Annotated in this window: 19 protein-coding genes; 10 read left to right on the forward strand and 9 right to left on the reverse strand. The window is 66.7% G+C overall.

What is annotated here, in order from left to right; all coding sequences use genetic code 11:
- Together icd and ACSFDB_RS06015 are read right to left on the reverse strand one after the other, a co-directional pair.
- The gene (gene icd / locus ACSFDB_RS06010) at positions 1–1,263 is read right to left on the reverse strand and encodes an isocitrate dehydrogenase (NADP(+)) (protein WP_440770097.1); all 1,263 of its coding nucleotides are present in this window, start codon (positions 1,261–1,263) and stop codon (positions 1–3) included.
- A gap of 245 nt (positions 1,264–1,508) precedes the next feature.
- Positions 1,509–1,790 (reverse strand): hypothetical protein, encoded by a 282-nt coding sequence (locus ACSFDB_RS06015; RefSeq protein ID WP_440770098.1) that lies wholly within the window; start codon positions 1,788–1,790, stop codon positions 1,509–1,511.
- Positions 1,791–1,890: 100 nt separating this feature from the next.
- On the opposite strand from ACSFDB_RS06015, the gene ACSFDB_RS06020 reads away from it, so the two are divergent.
- The 3 genes from ACSFDB_RS06020 (at position 1,891) to map (ending at position 3,981) form a co-directional block, all read left to right on the forward strand.
- Entirely contained in the window at positions 1,891–2,817 is a 927-nt protein-coding gene (locus ACSFDB_RS06020; protein WP_440770099.1) for an isoaspartyl peptidase/L-asparaginase, read from the forward strand.
- A gap of 65 nt (positions 2,818–2,882) precedes the next feature.
- Positions 2,883–3,017 carry a hypothetical protein gene (locus ACSFDB_RS06025; RefSeq protein ID WP_440770100.1) on the forward strand — a complete coding sequence of 45 codons (135 nt, stop codon included), beginning with the start codon at positions 2,883–2,885 and terminating at the stop codon, positions 3,015–3,017.
- Between the two features lie 67 nt (positions 3,018–3,084).
- Positions 3,085–3,981, forward strand: a complete 897-nt coding sequence (gene map, locus ACSFDB_RS06030; RefSeq protein ID WP_440770101.1) for a type II methionyl aminopeptidase — start codon at positions 3,085–3,087, stop codon at positions 3,979–3,981.
- 178 nt (positions 3,982–4,159) lie between these two features.
- Here map and ACSFDB_RS06035 read toward each other — a convergent pair whose 3' ends face one another.
- On the reverse strand, positions 4,160–4,360 hold the full coding sequence (locus ACSFDB_RS06035) for a DUF7835 family putative zinc beta-ribbon protein (RefSeq protein ID WP_006088794.1): 201 nt from the start codon (positions 4,358–4,360) through the stop codon (positions 4,160–4,162).
- A gap of 251 nt (positions 4,361–4,611) precedes the next feature.
- Here ACSFDB_RS06035 and ACSFDB_RS06040 point away from each other — a divergent pair, with 251 nt between their 5' ends.
- Together ACSFDB_RS06040 and ACSFDB_RS06045 are read left to right on the forward strand one after the other, a co-directional pair.
- Complete coding sequence (locus tag ACSFDB_RS06040) at positions 4,612–5,154, forward strand: HIT family protein (RefSeq protein WP_440770102.1); 543 nt, start codon at positions 4,612–4,614, stop codon at positions 5,152–5,154.
- A gap of 157 nt (positions 5,155–5,311) precedes the next feature.
- Positions 5,312–5,716: a cupin domain-containing protein gene (locus tag ACSFDB_RS06045; RefSeq protein ID WP_440770103.1), complete on the forward strand. Its 405-nt coding sequence runs from the start codon at positions 5,312–5,314 to the stop codon at positions 5,714–5,716.
- A 40-nt stretch (positions 5,717–5,756) separates the two neighbouring features.
- Here ACSFDB_RS06045 and ACSFDB_RS06050 read toward each other — a convergent pair whose 3' ends face one another.
- Positions 5,757–5,993 carry a glutaredoxin family protein gene (locus tag ACSFDB_RS06050; RefSeq protein WP_440770104.1) on the reverse strand — a complete coding sequence of 79 codons (237 nt, stop codon included), beginning with the start codon at positions 5,991–5,993 and terminating at the stop codon, positions 5,757–5,759.
- A gap of 128 nt (positions 5,994–6,121) precedes the next feature.
- Here ACSFDB_RS06050 and ACSFDB_RS06055 point away from each other — a divergent pair, with 128 nt between their 5' ends.
- Positions 6,122–6,601, forward strand: a complete 480-nt coding sequence (locus ACSFDB_RS06055) for a redoxin domain-containing protein (protein ID WP_440770105.1) — start codon at positions 6,122–6,124, stop codon at positions 6,599–6,601.
- Between the two features lie 21 nt (positions 6,602–6,622).
- Here the strand turns inward: ACSFDB_RS06055 and ACSFDB_RS06060 are convergent, their stop codons facing one another.
- Positions 6,623–7,876 carry a tRNA (N(6)-L-threonylcarbamoyladenosine(37)-C(2))-methylthiotransferase gene (locus tag ACSFDB_RS06060; RefSeq protein WP_440770106.1) on the reverse strand — a complete coding sequence of 418 codons (1,254 nt, stop codon included), beginning with the start codon at positions 7,874–7,876 and terminating at the stop codon, positions 6,623–6,625.
- Positions 7,877–8,039: 163 nt separating this feature from the next.
- Entirely contained in the window at positions 8,040–9,161 is a 1,122-nt protein-coding gene (locus ACSFDB_RS06065) for a glycoside hydrolase family 26 protein (protein WP_440770107.1), read from the reverse strand.
- A 94-nt stretch (positions 9,162–9,255) separates the two neighbouring features.
- Here ACSFDB_RS06065 and gatD point away from each other — a divergent pair, with 94 nt between their 5' ends.
- The 3 genes from gatD to ACSFDB_RS06080 all read left to right on the forward strand — a co-directional run bounded on the left by gatD (position 9,256) and on the right by ACSFDB_RS06080 (position 13,029).
- Entirely contained in the window at positions 9,256–10,506 is a 1,251-nt protein-coding gene (gene gatD, locus ACSFDB_RS06070) for a Glu-tRNA(Gln) amidotransferase subunit GatD (protein WP_440770108.1), read from the forward strand.
- A 142-nt stretch (positions 10,507–10,648) separates the two neighbouring features.
- Complete coding sequence (locus tag ACSFDB_RS06075; RefSeq protein WP_440770109.1) at positions 10,649–11,617, forward strand: GNAT family N-acetyltransferase; 969 nt, start codon at positions 10,649–10,651, stop codon at positions 11,615–11,617.
- Positions 11,618–11,763: 146 nt separating this feature from the next.
- Positions 11,764–13,029 (forward strand): sulfite oxidase, encoded by a 1,266-nt coding sequence (locus tag ACSFDB_RS06080; protein WP_440770110.1) that lies wholly within the window; start codon positions 11,764–11,766, stop codon positions 13,027–13,029.
- A gap of 33 nt (positions 13,030–13,062) precedes the next feature.
- Here ACSFDB_RS06080 and ACSFDB_RS06085 read toward each other — a convergent pair whose 3' ends face one another.
- The 3 genes from ACSFDB_RS06085 to ACSFDB_RS06095 are packed head-to-tail and all read right to left on the reverse strand — an operon-like array spanning position 13,063 to position 15,951.
- On the reverse strand, positions 13,063–13,344 hold the full coding sequence (locus tag ACSFDB_RS06085) for a ubiquitin-like small modifier protein 1 (protein WP_440770111.1): 282 nt from the start codon (positions 13,342–13,344) through the stop codon (positions 13,063–13,065).
- 31 nt (positions 13,345–13,375) lie between these two features.
- A complete protein-coding gene (locus ACSFDB_RS06090) occupies positions 13,376–14,692 on the reverse strand; it encodes a DUF8167 domain-containing protein (protein ID WP_440770112.1) in 1,317 nt (438 codons plus the stop codon).
- Positions 14,689–15,951, reverse strand: a complete 1,263-nt coding sequence (locus ACSFDB_RS06095) for a DUF8167 domain-containing protein (RefSeq protein ID WP_440770113.1) — start codon at positions 15,949–15,951, stop codon at positions 14,689–14,691. The genes ACSFDB_RS06090 and ACSFDB_RS06095 overlap by 4 nt, the downstream gene beginning before the upstream one ends.
- Positions 15,952–16,168: 217 nt before the next feature.
- Here ACSFDB_RS06095 and ACSFDB_RS06100 point away from each other — a divergent pair, with 217 nt between their 5' ends.
- Positions 16,169–17,140: a patatin-like phospholipase family protein gene (locus tag ACSFDB_RS06100; protein ID WP_440770114.1), complete on the forward strand. Its 972-nt coding sequence runs from the start codon at positions 16,169–16,171 to the stop codon at positions 17,138–17,140.
- Positions 17,141–17,144: the final 4 nt, after the last annotated feature.

Raw genomic sequence — 17,144 nt, forward strand, 5'->3', positions numbered from 1 at the left:
CTACGAGAGCTTTTCGATGTTCGCGACGACTTCCTCGGCGTACTCGCTCGTTGCGAGCTTTTCGGCGTCCTCGAGCTGTCGTTCGAGGTCGTAGGTGACCTTGCCGGAGGAGATGGTCTCCTCGACGGCGTCGACGACGAGGTCGGCGGCGTCGTTCCAGCCCATGTACTCGAGCATCATGCGGCCCGAGAGGATCATCGCGGTCGGGTTGACCTTGTCCTGGCCCTCGTACTTCGGTGCGGAGCCGTGGACGGGTTCGGCGAGCATGCGTCCCTCACCGAAGTTTCCACCGGGGGCGATGCCGAGGCCACCGATCTGTGCGCCGGCGGCGTCGGACATGTAGTCCCCGTTGAGGTTCATCGTGGCGATGACATCGTAGTTGTCCGTTCGGGTCAGGAGCTGCTGGAGCATGTTGTCCGCGATGCGGTCGTTGACGACGAGCGTGTCGTCGTCGACTTCGCCGTCTTGCTCCTCCCAGAGGGTGTCCTCGGTGATGACCTCGTCGCCGTACTCCTCTTCGGCGACCTCGTAGCCCCAGTCGCGGAACTGGCCTTCGGTGAACTTCATGATGTTGCCCTTGTGGACCAGCGTGACCGAGTCGCGGTCGTTCTCGAGGGCGTAGTCGATGGCCTCGCGGACGAGTCGCTTCGTTCCGAACTCCGTGATCGGCTTGACGCCGATGCCGACGGGGCCGTCGTGAATGACGTTGTCGGCACCCATCTCGCCCTCGACGAACTCCTTGACCTGCTGGACTTCGTCGGTACCGGCTTCCCACTCGATGCCGGCGTAGACGTCTTCCGTGTTCTCACGGAAGGTGACCATGTCCATCTGCTCGGGCTCTTTGACCGGGGACGGAACGCCGTCCATGTGATAGGTCGGTCGAACGTTCGCGTAGAGGTCGAGCAGCTTTCGCAGGCCGACGTTCAGCGAGCGGAAGCCGGCGCCGACGGGCGTCGTCAGCGGCCCCTTGATCGCGACGCGGTGTTCCTTGATGGCCTCGACGGTCTCGTCGGGAAGGTTCTCGTCGTACTTCTCGCGGGCGGACTCGCCGGCGTAGACGCGCATCCAGTTGATATCGCGGCCGGTCGCTTCTGCGGCAGCCTCGAGCACCTTCTGTGCGGCAGGACCGACGTCACTGCCGACACCGTCACCGTAGATAATCGGGATAATCGGGTTGTCAGGCACCTCGAGTTCGTCCTCGGTACCCTCTTTCAGCGTGATCTTCTCCCCGTCTTCCGGGACCTCGATCTTGTCGTAGCTCATCTCGTCTGTACGGTTCTTCGACGGGGGTAAAAGGTCTACCATTTCTATCGACGGACGACGAAATGCCGACGGTTCGAAACCGGATCGGGACGGCGATTCGACGCGACAGCCGATCGCGGTGGATGCAGCCGCTCGGCACACTGTCGACCCCTGGAGCGGAAAATCCGCCCGACTGAAACGACGAGCGCGCTCGTCGTCGAGTGTCCCGCTCCCGTCGCGTCGCTGGCGACCGATTCCGATCGGTCTTACGAACAGTTCGGTTCCGGGGGGTCGTCCCAGTAGCGGACCATCAACACGACCCCAGCACCGACGAGGCACGCACCGAGGACACCCAGCGTCCCCCGTCCGATCGACGTCAGCCACCCCTCCTCGAGTGCGGCCCACAAGGCGGCCAACACGGTGATTCCGACGACGGTGAGCGCCGAGCCGACGTCGACCCGGTCCCGGCGGTCGTCGGTCGCCAGTCGCCAGACGGCGATGGCAGCCATCGTCGCACAGAAGACGGCGAGTATCGCGACTGGCGTCATTGTCGTCAGCGGTACACAGGCTGCCGTCGTAAGTGTACGGGATTCGGTCCCGCCGATCGATCACGAAACGTTCTCCTCCCCCGCGCTCGCTCGAGACCGTATGCAGGTGCTCGTACACGGCGGAGCCGGTAGCGATCCCGAAGAGCCCGAACCCAGACAGGACGTTCTCGAGCAGGCCGCCGACGCCGGCGCGGCGGAATCGGATCCCGTCGACGCGGTCGAAGCGGCGGTAGCGGTTCTCGAGTCCGACCCGCGGTTCAACGCCGGCGTCGGCAGCGCAGTCCAGAGCGACGGCGGGATCCGAACCGACGCGGGGCTGATGACCGACGATCGCTCCGTCGGCGCCGCCTGTTCGATGCCGGGCGTCGAACACGCGCTTCGCGTCGCCCGCGTCGTCATGGAGGAGACGCCTCACGGCTTCGTCGCCGGCGATCACGCCGTCTCGCTGGCCGACGCGTACGGCGTCGAGACCGGCGTCGACCTCTGGTCGGAACGCACGCGTGAGAAATGGAGCGATCTCGAACCCCCGACCGGTGATTCCAGGGCCCACCTCGAGTGGATCCGCAGTCGGTACGGCGACTCCGATCCGGACGGTCGAGACGAAGATGCGGACCCGGACAGCGACCCCGAACGGCCCGACAGCGACCTCGACCACGATACGGTCGGTGCCGTCGCGTTCGACGGCGACTCCCTCGCGGCGGCGACCTCGACCGGCGGCCGGTGGCTCGCGCTCGCCGGCCGCGTCGGGGACGTCCCGCAGGTCGGCTCCGGCTTCTACTGTTCGCCCGCCGCGGCGGTCAGCGCGACCGGTGCCGGCGAAGACATCGCCCGCGTGACGCTCTCGAGACGGGTCGCCCGCCACGTCGAGCGCGGCTGTGACGCCGACGAGGCGACCTCGCTTGCGATCGAGGAGTTCGGCGAACTCACCGGCTCTCGGGCCGGCGTCATCGCGATCGATTCCGACGGAACCCTCGGCTCGGCGTACAACAGCGACGCGATGCAGACGGCCCGAGCGGACCGGCGATAGCCCGATGAGATTTCGACGATTGACGTGAGGTACTTTTAATATCGTCGTGACCATCGTCGCACTCGATGCTCGAAGCCCCATACCACGCGGCCCGGCACTGTCCGGAGTGCGCCTCGAGGCTCTCGAACGTACAAGGTGTCGACGCCTGTTCGGAGTGCGACTGGGTCGATACCGACCGTTCGACGACACCGCCGGCCTGAGCGGCGCCGCCAACGGGAGTCGACCGGAGACGGAACCTCTTTTTGTCGACCGGTACAACCCCGGTGCATGGCCGAATCCGAGGTGGACCTCGAGTCCGAGAAGTACGAAAAGCACCGCGAAGCGGGGGAGATCCTCTCCCAGGTCCGCACAGAGACAGCCGAACGCGTCGAGGTCGGCGCGAGCCACCTCGAAATCGCGGAGTACGCCGAGGACCGCATCCGCGAACTCGGCGGGAAACCGGCGTTCCCGGTCAACATCTCGATCGACGAGGAGGCCGCCCACGCCACGCCGTCGATCGACGACGAGGAGACGTTCGGCGAGGAGATGATCAACTTAGATATCGGCGTCCACATCGACGGCTGGCTGGCCGACACCGCGATCACCGTCGACCTCTCGGGCACCCCCGAACTCGCCGAGGCCTCCGAGCAGGCCCTCGAGGCCGCGATCGACATCATCGAACCCGGCGTCGACACCGGCGACATCGGCGCCGAGATCGAGGACGTCATCACCGGCTACGGCTACAACCCCGTCGTGAACCTCACGGGCCACGGGCTGGGCCACTGGGAGCAACACACTAGCCCCAACATCCCGAACCGTTCCGTCTCGCAGGGGACGACGCTCGAGGTCGGCGACGTCGTCGCGATCGAGCCGTTCGCGACCGACGGCGGCGGCAAGGTCACCGAGGGCGCCAGCGAGGAGATCTTCTCGCTCGAGCGCGAGGGATCAGTCAGAAACCGACAGGCTCGCGACGCACTCGAGCAGATCACCGAGGAGTTCCGCACGCTGCCCTTCGCGACGCGGTGGCTCGAGACCGACCGCGCCGAGATGGCGCTGCGTCGGCTCAAGCGCAACAACATCGTCCACGGCTACCCGGTGCTCAAAGAGGACGATGGCTTCCTCGTCAGCCAGAAAGAGCACACGATCATCATCACCGAAGACGGCTGTGAAGTGACGACGGAGTAGCCGGGCGTCGAGATCAGTCTTTCTGGAGCGGCGTGGGTCGAGCAGTCTCGAAAGAGAGGAGTCAATCTCGGAAGAGAGCGCACTGTCACGCGCGGACGGCGCCAGGCGTCGGGAGAGCGAGAGCGCGGTATCGAGAGATCCGTTCCGTGCGTCGCCGTATTTGAACCGTATCGTGCGTTCAGGCGTTGTTCATCCGCTGGCTCGTCCGATTCCCACAGCGCTGGCACTCGGCCACGCGGTAGGGTTCGCGGGAGAACTGGGCGTTCTCTTTCTTGAGGCTCTCGGTCCGAATCTGGACGGACACCTCGTGGAGCGTGTCCAGATCGCAGTCGTCGCAATGCTCGGTCATCCCGTTGACGGAGTCGTCAGTCGTTGCCATTAGCGGACTCCTTTCGTCAGTACGGTCTTAAATCCCTGTTTCATTTCGAGCGCTGAGTCGAACAACTGGACGAAACCTCTCTAGATGCCCTCTCCGGCCACGAGAGCGTTTATTACCGTTCATGCATGTCTCCCTGAGATTCGTTCTCGGGCTACAGTCACTGATTGGAGCAGTACAAGGACCGTTTACGACGGGGCTCGGACCGGAACCGGGAGTGAAACGCTTTAGGGCCGTCTCGAGTGGGCATCGGTATGGAACAGGTGTTCGCACCGTGGCGGATCGACTGGATCAAACGCGAGGACAAGAACCCCGATATCGACGACTGCGTCTTCTGCGAGCTGCCGGAGCGAAGCGCGGATCGCGAGAATTTGCTGCTCGCACGGAGCGCACAGGCCTTCGTCATGCTGAACAACTACCCGTACAACCCGGGCCACGCGATGGTGATACCCCGAACGCACACGGGAGACTACCGAGACCTCACCGACGAGCAACTGCTCGATCACGCCCGCTTGAAACAGCGAACGTTCGACGCCCTCGAGGCCGCCCTCGAGCCGAACGGCTTCAACGCCGGCTTGAACCTGGGTGACGGAGCCGGCGGCTCCATCGACGACCACCTGCACACGCACGTCGTCCCGCGCTGGGAGGGCGACACCAACTTCATGCCCGTCCTCAGCGACACGTCGGTGATCGTCGAGGCGCTCGAGGAGACGTACGACCGCGTCCGCGAGGCGTTCGCCGGACAGGAGGGGGCCATCGTTCCCGACGACGAGGACGAAGCCATCAGGTTCGAGTGACGAGTGGGATCGGCTGATGAGCGTGGATCGACTGACGAGTGGGGATCGACTGACGAGTGGGGATCGACTGACGGGCGTCTCGCGCGCTGGCAACTACCGGCACGATACCCCGGTCGACCATACGTTTTTGCGGCGCTGTCGCGTGCTATCGAGCGTCATGGAGTACGAGGTCGTCCACACCGACGACGTACCGAAGACGGATCTCTCGGAGATAGACGAAGTGCCGCCGGACCTCCAGATCCGCGCGTTAGACGAGGTGCTCCCCACCGAGCACGTCCAGCTCAAACTCTGGTATTTCGAGCCCGGCGAGGAGATCCAGTACCACGCCCACAGCGAGCAAGAGGAGCTATACTACGTCCTCGAGGGGGAGTTCTCCGTAAAACTCGGCCGTTCCGGCGAGGAGGAGTACGTCGACGCCGGGCCGGGGACGTTCTGGATGGCGCGGCCGGAGATCGGTCACGGCCATCGCAACGTCGGCGACGAACAGGGCGTCGTCCTCGCGATCGGGGCCCCCGCCGTCGAGGATCCCGGTCTCGATCCGCACGGTCTCGAGGACGAGTAGCTGGTTCTGGCGACGGGGGACAGCATAGTTCGCCTCGAGGTCAGGCGTAGTTCGCCTCGAGATAGTCGAGAATGCGTTCGGATTCGGGCATCGTGACGCCGCGCTCGTCGTCGACGATGACGGGGACCTGCCGCTGCCCTGAAATCCGCTTGACCTCGTTTCGCTTCGAATGCAGCCCTTCGGTCCAGACGCTCTCGTAGTCGACCTCGAGTTCGTCGAGGCGGTCGGCGACGAGTTCGCAGTACGGACAGCCCTCGAGCTGATACAGGGTTACCATAGCCGTCCATTCGGCTCGCGCCGACAAAAGCGTGGGTGCCAACGCGCGTCGGCGTCGGTGCCAGCGCGCGTCGGTGGGGGTTCTGCCGCGGAACGGAGGTTTTTGTCGCTTCGCGGGGGAGACGGGGTATGCCACCGACCGAGGGCGACACCGTTCCGGCGTTCGAGGCACTGTTGTGCGACGGCGAGACGTTCCGCTCGACGGCGCTCGACGAAGCGCTCGGGGATCGGGGCGGCGTCTTGATCTGTACCGGCTTCGCGTTCAGCGCGATCGCACAGAACTGGTGGAAGCAGTTCGTTCGCGCCGGCTGGGGCGAGTTCGAGGACGTCTCGGTGTTAGGCGTCAGTCGCGACGGCCCCTACGCGCAAAACGAGTTCCTGCGCTGGCTGAACGAGCCCGCGTTTCGCTTCTTCGCGGATGTCAACGGCGAAGTGAGCGAGTCGCTCGACCTGCTCGCCGACCGCGACCACATGGCCAACGTCTCGACGCCGTGGCGATCCGCGTTCGTCCTCGACGCCGACCGGGAGGTCCAGTACGCGTTCGTCGCGGACGACTGGATCTCGCCGCTGCCGCGCGAGGAGATCGAAGCGGCTATCGACGAACTCTGAGGAAAGCGGCCCGTAACCGAGCTACACTGGCTTTCCGAACGCGTACATCGTCTCGTGAGCCGTCACCTCGCAGTCGACGAAATCGCCGGGCTCGAGGCCGTGCTCGCTCGCATTTTGTACGATGATCTGCCGGTAGGCCGAGTCCCGACACTTCACGGAGTCGGCGGTGCCCTCCTCGACGACCAGCACGTCTTCGCGGGTCTCACCGACCATGTCGGCGTAGGCCTCGCCGACGATTTCGCGCTTGGCTGCGCTCATTTCCTTCGAGCGCTCCTTCTTGAGCGTCCCGCCGAGACCCTTCATTTGGGCGGCGTCGGTGCCCGGCCGCTTCGAGAATCGGGTGACGTTGACCTTCTCGGGTCGCGTCTCGCGCAGCAGGGCCATCGACTGTGCGTGGTCGTGGTCCGTCTCGGTCGGGAAGCCGACGATGAAGTCCGTCGAGAGCGTCCAGTAATCGAGGGCCGCGTCGAAGGCGTCGATAACCTCGAGATACTCCTCGACCTGGTGCTGGCGACGCATATCGCCGAGCACGTCGTCGCTGCCCGACTGCACCGGCGCGTGCAGGAAGTCGTAGAGTTCGTCGTACTCGGCGAAGACGTCGGCCAGTTCCTCGCGGATGCCGTGGACGCCCTTCGGGTTAGCCATCCCGACGCGAACGCGGAACTCGCCCTCGAGTTCGCAGATCTGCTCAAGCAGGCGGTGCAGTTTGCGCTCGCCCTCGTCCCAGCCGTAGACGCCGGTGTCCTGGCCCGTGATTCGGATCTCCTTCGCGCCGGCGTGGATCAGTGCGCGAGCTTTTTCGACGTTCTCCTCGATCGACGGCGACTCGATCTTGCCCGTCGCGTGCTTGGTGATGCAGTACGAACAGTCGGACATACAGCCCCTCGCGATGGGCAGGATGCCGACGACGCCGTCAAGAATCGGCTCGGCGTCGGGCGTCGTCGTCGGACACTCGCCGTTCGTGACGGCCTCGGGCACCTCGTCCCAGTGGAGCACCTGCCCGTCGACCTCCGCCTTCGCGAACTCCTCGCCCTGGGCGAGGGCCATACAGCCCGTGATGAACAGGTCCGCGGTCTCGTCGGCCAGTTCTTCGGCGCGACGGAGCATGTTCCGCTCGGTCTTCTCGACGACGGTACAGGTGTTCAGGATGGCGACGTCGGCCTCATCGGCGCCGTCGACCCGGTAGTGGCCCGCATCGCGGAGCCGTCGCTCGATCTCACGGCTCTCCCCGCGGTTGGACGTACAGCCGTACGTCTCGATGTGGTACCGGGCCATTCGTTGCTATACGCTCGTCCGATCCGAACGGCCAAAAGCCCGACGGATCGGGGCAGCCCACCCCAGCGGACGACGGGATCCGCGCTCGAGGCCCTCTCGACGAGCCGGTGACTTGCGTATCGACGGCGCCGGCAGTGCGATCATCGCCGGACGTGCGGGGGCGCTAAAACTCGCCCCGAAACTGCGCGTCGGAGAGAACGCCGGGACGCCCCGTGCTCCCGCCCACGTACTCGCCGCGTTGGACCCGTTCACGAAAGGCGTCGTAGACCCGATACCGCTCACCGTCACGCGGGTCTTCGAACGTCTCCGTTCCGCGAGCGCCGCCGAACACCGCCCAGTCGGTTTCCTTGTCGATGTTGAACCAGCACGCCATTCGGACGTCGGTCGCTTCGACGTAGTCGAAAACGTCGTCGATCCACTCGCGTTTAGCCTGGACGTCGTGGCCGCCGTCCCGACTCGAGGTCGTCCCGAACTCGGGAATGGATAGGGGACGATCGGTGAGGGCCGCGAGCCTGTCGCGCATCGGTTCGAAGATCGAGTCCGGCGACTGCCAGCCGTCCCCCATCGGGCTATCGCCGAAGTTGTAGCCGTCGATGCCGACCCAGTCGACGTACTCGTCGCCGGGGTAGCTCGCCTCCGTGTGCACCGCCCCGTGTTCCGTCGCGTTCGGGTTCCAGAGCCACTGCACCCGATCCCGTGGGTCGTCCGCGCCGATCGCATCGACCGCGTCCATCAGCCGCCCGTGGACGTACCGCCAGGCGTCCACGAAGGCCTCGGCATCGCCCGCTTCGAGCACGCTCCAGGGGAGCCAGTCCCCGTTCATCTCCGGAAACGGTCTGAAGTAGAGCCGCCGCGGCCCGTCGATCACCGGATCGTCGGTCGCCAACCACGCCGCGAGTGCTTCCACCCACCACTCGAGGACGTCGTCGTACTCGCCGTCGCGAACCTGTCGCGTGATCGTCGATGCGGTCTCCGACTCCGAATCGGTGTAGGAGAGCCAGGTCACCATCGGCACGTGACCGGTCTGCCAGACCTCGGTCATCCCGGAGAGAAACTGCCGACGCACGCGCTCGTCGTCGTCCGCGTTCACGTACAGCGTGAGCACGCCGAAACGGGTCTCGAGCCACCGCTCGAATGGGCGGAACCGCTCCGGGGACGCGGCGTTTTCGCCCGGATAGGCGCCGAGAATCCGCCGGCGCTCGTCGGCCGTCGGCCCGGCACAGCCGCTGATCGCACTCAGAAGCGGGGCCGTGCCGACCGAGCAGAGTACGTCTCGTCGTCGCACGAGAGTGGTACGGCTCGGGGCACCATAGTCTCATGGACGGTCGCGGGCGCGCCGAAAGCGTGCCTTCAAGTCCGACCCCGCGCAACGCCACCACATGAACCCAGGCGATCGCGTTCGCGTCGACCGCGCGGATCGCACGTACGAAGGCGTGTTGCTCCCCTCGAGTACCGACGACCACCTCGTCGTCAAACTCGAGGGCGGCTACAACGTCGGCGTCGACCGGGAGGGCGCCGACGTCGAACTGCTCGAAGAAGACGTCTACGAGATCGACGGCGATACCGCGGGTGAAGAGGGGAGCGTCTCCGAGATCGAGTTCGACGACGAGCTGCCGACGATCTCGCTGATCTCGACGGGCGGCACCATCGCGTCGACGGTCGATTACCGCACGGGCGCCGTGACAGCCCAGTTCGACGCCGAGGACGTCCTTCGCGCGGTGCCGGATCTCGCCGGCCGCGCGAACTACCGCGGGAGAGTCGTCGCCAACATCCTCTCGGAGAACATGGAGCCGCCGCTCTGGCAGGACCTCGCGCGGGCGGTCTCCGAGGAGATCGAGGCCGGCGCCGACGGCGTCGTCGTCATGCACGGCACCGACACGATGCAGTACTCCGCGTCGGCGCTCGCATTCATGCTCGAGACGCCCGTCCCGATCGTCTTCACGGGCAGCCAGCGCTCGGCCGATCGGCCTTCCTCGGACAACGTGATGAACGCCGTCTCGGCCGTCGAAGCCGCCAAGAGCGACTGCGCGGAGGTGCTGGTCTGCATGCACGCCTCCGAGAGCGACGACGTCTGTGCGCTGCATCGCGGCACCCGCGTCCGGAAGAACCACACCTCGCGTCGCGACGCCTTCGAGACCGTCGGCGCGGAGCCGCTGGGCGAGGTCGAGTACGAGACGGAGGAGATCACGTTTCGACGAGAGTACCAACAGCGAGGCGAGACCGATCTCGAGCTTCGCGACGCCCTCGAGTCCGACGTCGAACTCCTCAAGTTCACGCCCGGAATGGACCCCGCCTTCCTCGACGTCGTCGAAGGGGCGGCGGGGCTGGTGATCGAAGGTACCGGTCTCGGCCACGTTCACACCGACCTGATCCCCCGCATCGAGGAACTGATCGAGGACGGGACGACGGTCGTCATGACCAGTCAATGTCTCGAAGGGCGGGTCTGTGACCGCGTGTACGACACGGGCCGGGATCTGCTCGAGGGCGGCGTCATCGAGGCCGGCGACACCCTGCCCGGGACGGCGAAGGTGAAGCTGATGTGGGCGCTCGAGCACAGCGAGGACGTTGAAGAGGCGATGGGTACCTCGTTAGACGGCGAAATTCAGGAGCGATCGGTTCCCTGGGAGTAATCGCGAAACCGACCGTCTCGACAGTGGTTCGGGGCGGACGATCCGTCCCGTCACCCAATCGCAGGTATGCGATTTCACGGCACGCTGCGTCCGTCTGAAAAGCGCTTTCCCGCGTGACTGCCTCAGGTGCGTTCACCGAACCATGGTTCCCAATCTGGAGACCGAGACGCCGGTCGAGATCCGCCGGGCGACCCACGACGACTACGAGGCCGTGGTCGAGTTCACGAGCGACATTTGGCCGGATCGGGGCGGCGATTACATCCCGAAAATCTACCACGATTGGCTCGAGGACGACGACGCCGAGGATAGGAAAACGTTCCTCGCGGAGGTCGACGGCGAGGCCGCAGGCATCGTCCAGGCCGTCATGCTCACCTCCGATGAGGCCTGGTTCCAGGGGATGCGCGTCTCGGCCGACCACCGGCGACAGGGCGTGAGCCAGCGGTTGACCGAGGCCTGCTTCGAGTGGGCTCGCGAACGCGGTGCGTCGGTCGGCCGGATCATGATCTTCTCGTGGAACGCGGTCTCGATCGGGGCCGCCCGTTCGAGCGGCTACGAGCCGATCACGGAGTTCCGGTTCGCCCATCCCACCCCTGATCCCGACGCCGAGGGACCACATCGCGTCTCGAGGGACCCGACGGCCGCCTGGCGCTACTGGACCCACAGCGACGCCCGCGAGCACCTGGCCGGGCTCGGGCTCGATCCCGAGGAGTCGTGGGCCGTCCGCGAACTCACGCGCGAGGACTTCGAGCGCTTCGCCGACGAGTCGGCGGTGTTCGCCGTCGTGGGCGACGATGGACTCGCGGGAGCGGCCTACCGGAGCCGAACGTACGAGCGGACCGTCGGGAACGATGACGATGTCGACTCGAGCGGCGACGACACGGAACCCAAAACCGAGACGTGGGCCGAGTACGGCGTCGGCGCGTGGGAGGACGTCGACGCCGCCCGCTCGCTGTTCGCGGCGATCGCTCGAGACGCGGCCGACTGCGGAGCCGACGAGGCCCGCGTCCTGATCCCAGAAACCGCCCGGTACGTCTGTGACGTCCCCTACGCCGGAGCGGGACTCTCCGACGAACCGGACTTCGTGCTCGGGATCGACTTGACCGTCGACTAACGGGGGCGAGCCGTCGGTTTCGGGCTCTGCAGGAGGACGATCGTCGGCTCACTCGCGTTTTCGAAGCCCGCGAGACGCCGCTCGTTCAGCGGTACTGACGGGTGGGCTACCTCTACTTGGTGCGTGCTAGCGTGGGTGACGACGATATGGTCGCCGAAACCCCGCGAGAGAGCCGCCACGACGAGATCGAGGCGATACTGAAAGCGAAGGAGGGAGGCGTGAGACCGGTTCGAGACGAGGCGGACAAGTACACGGTCGTCGGGCCAGCCCGGCGGGATACCTTCGCGAACTGGTTGACACCCATCGAAGAGCACTTCGTCTGCCATCGGAACGACATTCCGGACGCCGACGCCGACGCGTGGAACGTCTCGCTCACCGGACAGGCCGAGGCAGAGCTTTCGATAGGCGAAATCGTGGACGAGTACCCCACCGTCGCGGTCGCCCACACGATGGAGTGTGCGGGGAACGGCCGCGGGCAACACGACCCCGAAACGGGAAGCGTCCAGTGGGGGTTCGAGGCCGCCGCCACCGCGATTTGGACCGGCGCGCCGCTCGGCTCGATCCTCCGCGACCACGGCGTGGAGTCCGTCGAGGGGAAGTGGTTGACCGCGGTCGGCGGGGACCCCGCCGACGGAGACGACGTCTTCGCGCGGTCGATCCCGCTCGAGAAAGCGACCGACGGCTGCATCCTCGCCTTCGGAGTGAACGGCGAGACGCTCCCGCGGGAGCACGGTTATCCGGTCCGTTTGATCGTTCCCGGCTGGTACGGCGTCAACAACGTCAAGTGGGTCGAGGAGCTCCGAGTCACGGACTCGATGGTGGTTCAGGGCTCGCTCGATCGACCGGGCGAACACGCCTACTGGCAGCAAGAGGCCTACCGGATTCACCCCCCGGAGACCGACCCCGAACCGAACGAGACGATCGAGACGGTCGACACCTGGGAACAACTCGAGGGCGCGGTCGATCACCCCTACACGTTCGACGCGAACGTGATGTCGGTGATCGGGAGCCCCGACGGGGAGTCACCCGTCACGCCGAGAGCGGACGGAACGGTCGAAATTCGGGGCGTCGCCTGGGCGGGCGACGACGCGGTCGACCGCGTAGAGCTCTCGACCGACGGCGGCGAAACGTGGGACGACGCGGAGCTGTTCGGTCCCGACTACGCCGGCGCGTGGCGGCTGTTTCGGTACGACTGGGACGCAACGCCCGGTCACCACACGCTCGTGTCGCGCGCGACCGACGAACTCGAGCGACGACAGCCGGCGACCATCTCCGCGCCCGACGCCTGGGACGGGGCGCTCGAGAACGACGAGTTCCCCTGGAACGAGGGCGGCTACGCGGCGAACGCCTTCGAACCGAACGGCGTGACGGTCGAAATCGATTCCGCAGCCGACTCCGACGGAAACAAGTGAGTCGGATGGAGCGAACCGCGGCGCGACGGGGCGCTATCCGCCGCTGACCGGCGGAAACAGCGCCAGTTCGTCTCCCTCTTCGAGTTCCGTCTCGAGGCCCTCCTCCTCGACTAAGACGTTCGTTCCGTTGCGAAGCACGTTGATCTGTGAGCGCAGGTCGCCGTCGTCCAGGACGCGCTCTTCGAGCGCTGATCGGTCCGCGACGAGTTGCTCGAGGGCGTCTCCGACGGTATCACCGGCCGACGCGTCGACGGTGACGTGTTTGTCGCCTGCGCGCTCCGCGAGGTCGGCAAAGAGCTTCCACTCCGTAGGCATACGTGGCGATATCGGTGCCGACGGCAAGTAGCTACCGCTCCCGTGTACGGTTCGCCGGCGACACCGACTCCGCTGGTGATGGCTCTCCCGCGGCTGCAGCCGACTCCGTATTCGATCCGCGCGTCTGTGCGATCTCGGACACCCGTCGGAGCGCCTCCGGACGGCCGAGCACGTACGCCGTATCGCCGGCCTCGAGCCGCGTTTCTCCGTCGGGCAACGCGAGGTGGTCGGCGGCGTCGGCTGCCGACGTCCCGCGCTCGACGGCGACGACGAGCACCGGGAGGGTGCCGACGGTCGCCCCCTCGAGTCCGTCGCCGGCCGCGACGGGGAGCGTCGTCACCGTTTCGTCGGCCGCCCGCAGCAGGGACACGAGGTCGCGCTCCGCGCCCGGGCTCCGGGGAAGCGTCACGAGTCGGTAGGCGGCGTCGGACTCGAGTGATTCCGCGTCGTCGGCGTCGACGGCGACGGTCGCGACGTCGTCGGCCACGCCGCGGAGTTCGCCGCCGGTCACCCGTCGCAGTGAGTCGCCCTCGCGCCGCCAGATGCGGACCGCGTCGCCCGGACTGGCGTCGGGTGCGGGATCGCCTCGGACCGCGACGGCGACGCTGCCCGGCGCGAGCGTCGGCCCGATCCCGGCCGGCCGGCTGCCGAGGCCGAGGTGGGAGATCGTGCCGTCGTCGGCAAATTCGACGTCGACGTGGCCGATGCCGTGGTCGCGCTCGAGGCGATCGATCAGCCGCTCGCGGAGCCGATCGGTGGTGAGCCGCCGCGGAAAGAGGAACGTCTGGCCCGCGAGTTCCGCCTTCGTCGTGGGGTCGACGGAGTCGTAGCCGTCGATGTCGGCGATGGTCTCGGGGAGTTCGACGGTGACGACGCGGCCCGCCGAGCGGACGAGTTGGCCGACCTCCGTCATCGTTCGGGGAGCCGTCGCGGCGAACGCGTCCCGCGCGAGGTAGTCGCCCGCTCGGCGGCCGCCGTCGGCGGCGATCGCGCTCGCGGTGAAGGCCGCGACGGTGTAGACGGCCGTCGCGGGCTCGAGGAGCCCCGTGTCGCCGATGATCGCATCCTGGAGGGCGGACTGCGTGTTCAGCCAGATCGCGACCATCGTCACGCCGAGCAAGATGGCGATGCCCTCGGGAATCTCGTCCGCGCTGTACCAGCGAAAGACGAACGCCACCGTCGCACCAGTTCCGGCTGCGAGCAGCCCGAAGCCGAGGATGCGAACGACGGCGTCCACCAGCGTCTCCGAGGGGAGCGTCTGGGCGACGACGGGATCGAGGGCGAACGGTGGGACAACGGCGGCGAGGACGAACAGCGCGGCCACGGATTCGACGTGTGCGGCGCTCATTCCTCGAGGCCCTCCACGAACTCGTCGATCGTCCGCTCGGGGCCCGCGACGAACAGTTCGTCGCCCGCCTCGAGTCGCCGTTCGATGCCGGGGCCGAACACCCAGCCGTGGCGGCGACCGCTCGTCTCGCTCCCGTGGCGGCGAATCGCGAGGATCGTCACGGTTCCCGAGGAGACTGCGTCGGCGGTCGAATCGCCGGCGCCGGTCGGCCCGACGGTGACGCGCCGGATCGCGTATCCGACTCGTCTGACCAGGGCGAACGCCTCGAACTCGCGACTGGTGCCGCGCGAGCGGACCCGGATCCGCGGCCGATCGGTCTCGAGCAACGCTTTGGCGTCTCGGCGGGCGACGGAGACGGTGACGCGGCCGACACCGCCCGCGCTCGCGGTCGTCGGTTTCGGCTCCGAATCCAGCGCCGGTGCGTCCTCGCCGCCGTCGGTGACCGCCGTTCCGGACGGTCCGTCCCCAGACTCGTCGTCCGCGCTCTCGGCGCGTTCCGCGTCGATTTCGGTTCGCGCACTCAGGATCGTCCCGGAAATCGTTCGCTCACCGGCGCTGACGGTCACCTCGTCCCCACGGGCCAGCCCCGTCGGGACCAGCGTCGCGAGCGAGACCGCGCGCTGGCCGTCCGGGACCCGCCGCGAGAGTCCGCCCGACGGCGGCGCCGCGACGATCGTCGCGCGGGCCTGTTCGTCGATCGCCACGTCGACGTCGGCCAGATCGTGGTCCGTCCGCAGGCGCTCCTCGAGGCGGACCTCGAGTTCCGAGAGCGGGATGTCGGCCGGGAGCTTCCACGAGCCGTTCTTCAGCGTCCCGCGGAGATCCGGCGAGAGCGGGGGATAGCCCTGCATATCCCGAATGTCTCCCGATGGGCGAACCGTGACCTGGCCCATATTTCCGACGAGTTCGACGACGTCGGCTGAGAGCGTTCGTTGGCGGATCGAGGTGAAAGAGAGTCGGCGAGGCAGTTCCGCACCGAGTTTGTCGCCCTGGCTGTGGGCGTAGAGCGCGAGCATGAGGACGACGAGGACGGCCACTAATAGCCGCGGCGACTGCGCGATGTTGGGTTCGACGAGCCCCAGCAGGCCCCCCTGCACGCTGGCGATCGAGAGCGCGAGGACGACGACACCGAACCCGGGCAGCGTGACACCCGTAAAGTAGCGAACGAGAAAACCGAGCGAGCCGGCGACGAATGCGGGAACGATCCCCGTTAGGAGACCGAGATAGAGCCCGAGCAGGACTTCGACCGGAAGCGTCATTGGTGGTGACAGGCCCGGGAGCGATAAAGGCGTACCGACACCGGATGCGTGTTGGAGGCGTACCGACACCGGATGCGTGTCGAAGGCGTACCGACACCCGATGCGCATTTTCGGCTCGAGCGCAACCGCAGCGCAGCGACTCGTCGCTGAATTCACAGTCACGAGCAACCGACATCAGGCCGAACGAACTTGTCGACGGCCACCGAACACCCACAAAATGAGCGCCGACTCCGACTCGACGTCCGTCGCCATCGCCTGCCAGGGCGGTGGCAGCCACACCGCCTTCACCGCCGGCGTCCTCGACCGCCTGCTGAGCGATCCCACCCTCGAGCGCGAGGTCGATATCGTCGGCTTCAGCGGAACTTCCGGCGGTGCGGTCTGTGCGCTGCTCGCGTGGTACGGCCGCGAACACCCCGATCACGAGCCGGACGAGCTGCTCGCCGACTACTGGGCCGATCTGGCGGCCGAGGGGCCGATCGACCGCGCGGCCAACAGCGCGATCCGCTGGACCAGCCAGCTCGGCCGCATGGGCGTTCCGCTCCCCGACGTCAGCCCGTACCACTCCCCGGCCGCCTACTGGGGCAAGCGGGAGTTTCTGGACCTGCTCGAGCGCCACGTCGACTTCGAGGCAATTCCGCAGCTGTTGGACGGGACGGAGCCTGCGCTGTTGATCAGCGCCATCGACGTGCTGACCGGCGAGTTCGAACTCTTCCGCGAGGACGAGCTCTCGCCGGAGGCGATCCTGGCGTCGGCCGCGATCCCGTACGCGTTCAAAGCCGTCGAGGTCGACGGCAGCTACTACTGGGACGGCCTGTTCTCGAAGAATCCGCCGGTCAAGGACTTCGTGACGAATCGCGAGACCCCGGATCCCGACGAGCTCTGGATCGTCAAGATCAATCCGGAACGCCGCGATCGCGTGCCGAAATCGTCCGACGGCATCGCTGACCGCCGCAACGAACTTTCCGGGAACAAGTCGCTCAACGCGGAAGTGAGCTTCGTCGAGCACGTCAACGACTGGATCGAAGCTGGCTACCTCCCCGAGAAGTTTACCCACACTGAGATCGAACGGATTCGATTCGGCCGGTCGGATCTCGGCTGGCGGACGAAACTCGAGCGCAGCCCCGAGTTCGTCGAGTCGTTGTACGCCGACGGCGAGACGGCAGCCGAAGCGTTTCTCGAGGGGCGATGAAACC

Source organism: Natronorubrum amylolyticum (assembly GCF_052040145.1).
GTDB lineage: Archaea > Halobacteriota > Halobacteria > Halobacteriales > Natrialbaceae > Natronorubrum.

What these genes read in the sequence shown, in the direction of transcription:
- icd (WP_440770097.1), bottom strand. Translation starts at nt 1,263, where the DNA reads ATGAGCTACGACAAGATCGAGGTCCCGGAAGACGGGGAGAAGATCACG.
- ACSFDB_RS06015 (WP_440770098.1), bottom strand. Translation starts at nt 1,790, where the DNA reads ATGACGCCAGTCGCGATACTCGCCGTCTTCTGTGCGACGATGGCTGCC.
- ACSFDB_RS06020 (WP_440770099.1), top strand. Translation starts at nt 1,891, where the DNA reads ATGCAGGTGCTCGTACACGGCGGAGCCGGTAGCGATCCCGAAGAGCCC.
- ACSFDB_RS06025 (WP_440770100.1), top strand. Translation starts at nt 2,883, where the DNA reads ATGCTCGAAGCCCCATACCACGCGGCCCGGCACTGTCCGGAGTGCGCC.
- map (WP_440770101.1), top strand. Translation starts at nt 3,085, where the DNA reads ATGGCCGAATCCGAGGTGGACCTCGAGTCCGAGAAGTACGAAAAGCAC.
- ACSFDB_RS06035 (WP_006088794.1), bottom strand. Translation starts at nt 4,360, where the DNA reads ATGGCAACGACTGACGACTCCGTCAACGGGATGACCGAGCATTGCGAC.
- ACSFDB_RS06040 (WP_440770102.1), top strand. Translation starts at nt 4,612, where the DNA reads ATGGAACAGGTGTTCGCACCGTGGCGGATCGACTGGATCAAACGCGAG.
- ACSFDB_RS06045 (WP_440770103.1), top strand. Translation starts at nt 5,312, where the DNA reads ATGGAGTACGAGGTCGTCCACACCGACGACGTACCGAAGACGGATCTC.
- ACSFDB_RS06050 (WP_440770104.1), bottom strand. Translation starts at nt 5,993, where the DNA reads ATGGTAACCCTGTATCAGCTCGAGGGCTGTCCGTACTGCGAACTCGTC.
- ACSFDB_RS06055 (WP_440770105.1), top strand. Translation starts at nt 6,122, where the DNA reads ATGCCACCGACCGAGGGCGACACCGTTCCGGCGTTCGAGGCACTGTTG.
- ACSFDB_RS06060 (WP_440770106.1), bottom strand. Translation starts at nt 7,876, where the DNA reads ATGGCCCGGTACCACATCGAGACGTACGGCTGTACGTCCAACCGCGGG.
- gatD (WP_440770108.1), top strand. Translation starts at nt 9,256, where the DNA reads ATGAACCCAGGCGATCGCGTTCGCGTCGACCGCGCGGATCGCACGTAC.
- ACSFDB_RS06075 (WP_440770109.1), top strand. Translation starts at nt 10,649, where the DNA reads ATGGTTCCCAATCTGGAGACCGAGACGCCGGTCGAGATCCGCCGGGCG.
- ACSFDB_RS06080 (WP_440770110.1), top strand. Translation starts at nt 11,764, where the DNA reads ATGGTCGCCGAAACCCCGCGAGAGAGCCGCCACGACGAGATCGAGGCG.
- ACSFDB_RS06085 (WP_440770111.1), bottom strand. Translation starts at nt 13,344, where the DNA reads ATGCCTACGGAGTGGAAGCTCTTTGCCGACCTCGCGGAGCGCGCAGGC.
- ACSFDB_RS06090 (WP_440770112.1), bottom strand. Translation starts at nt 14,692, where the DNA reads ATGAGCGCCGCACACGTCGAATCCGTGGCCGCGCTGTTCGTCCTCGCC.
- ACSFDB_RS06095 (WP_440770113.1), bottom strand. Translation starts at nt 15,951, where the DNA reads ATGACGCTTCCGGTCGAAGTCCTGCTCGGGCTCTATCTCGGTCTCCTA.
- ACSFDB_RS06100 (WP_440770114.1), top strand. Translation starts at nt 16,169, where the DNA reads ATGAGCGCCGACTCCGACTCGACGTCCGTCGCCATCGCCTGCCAGGGC.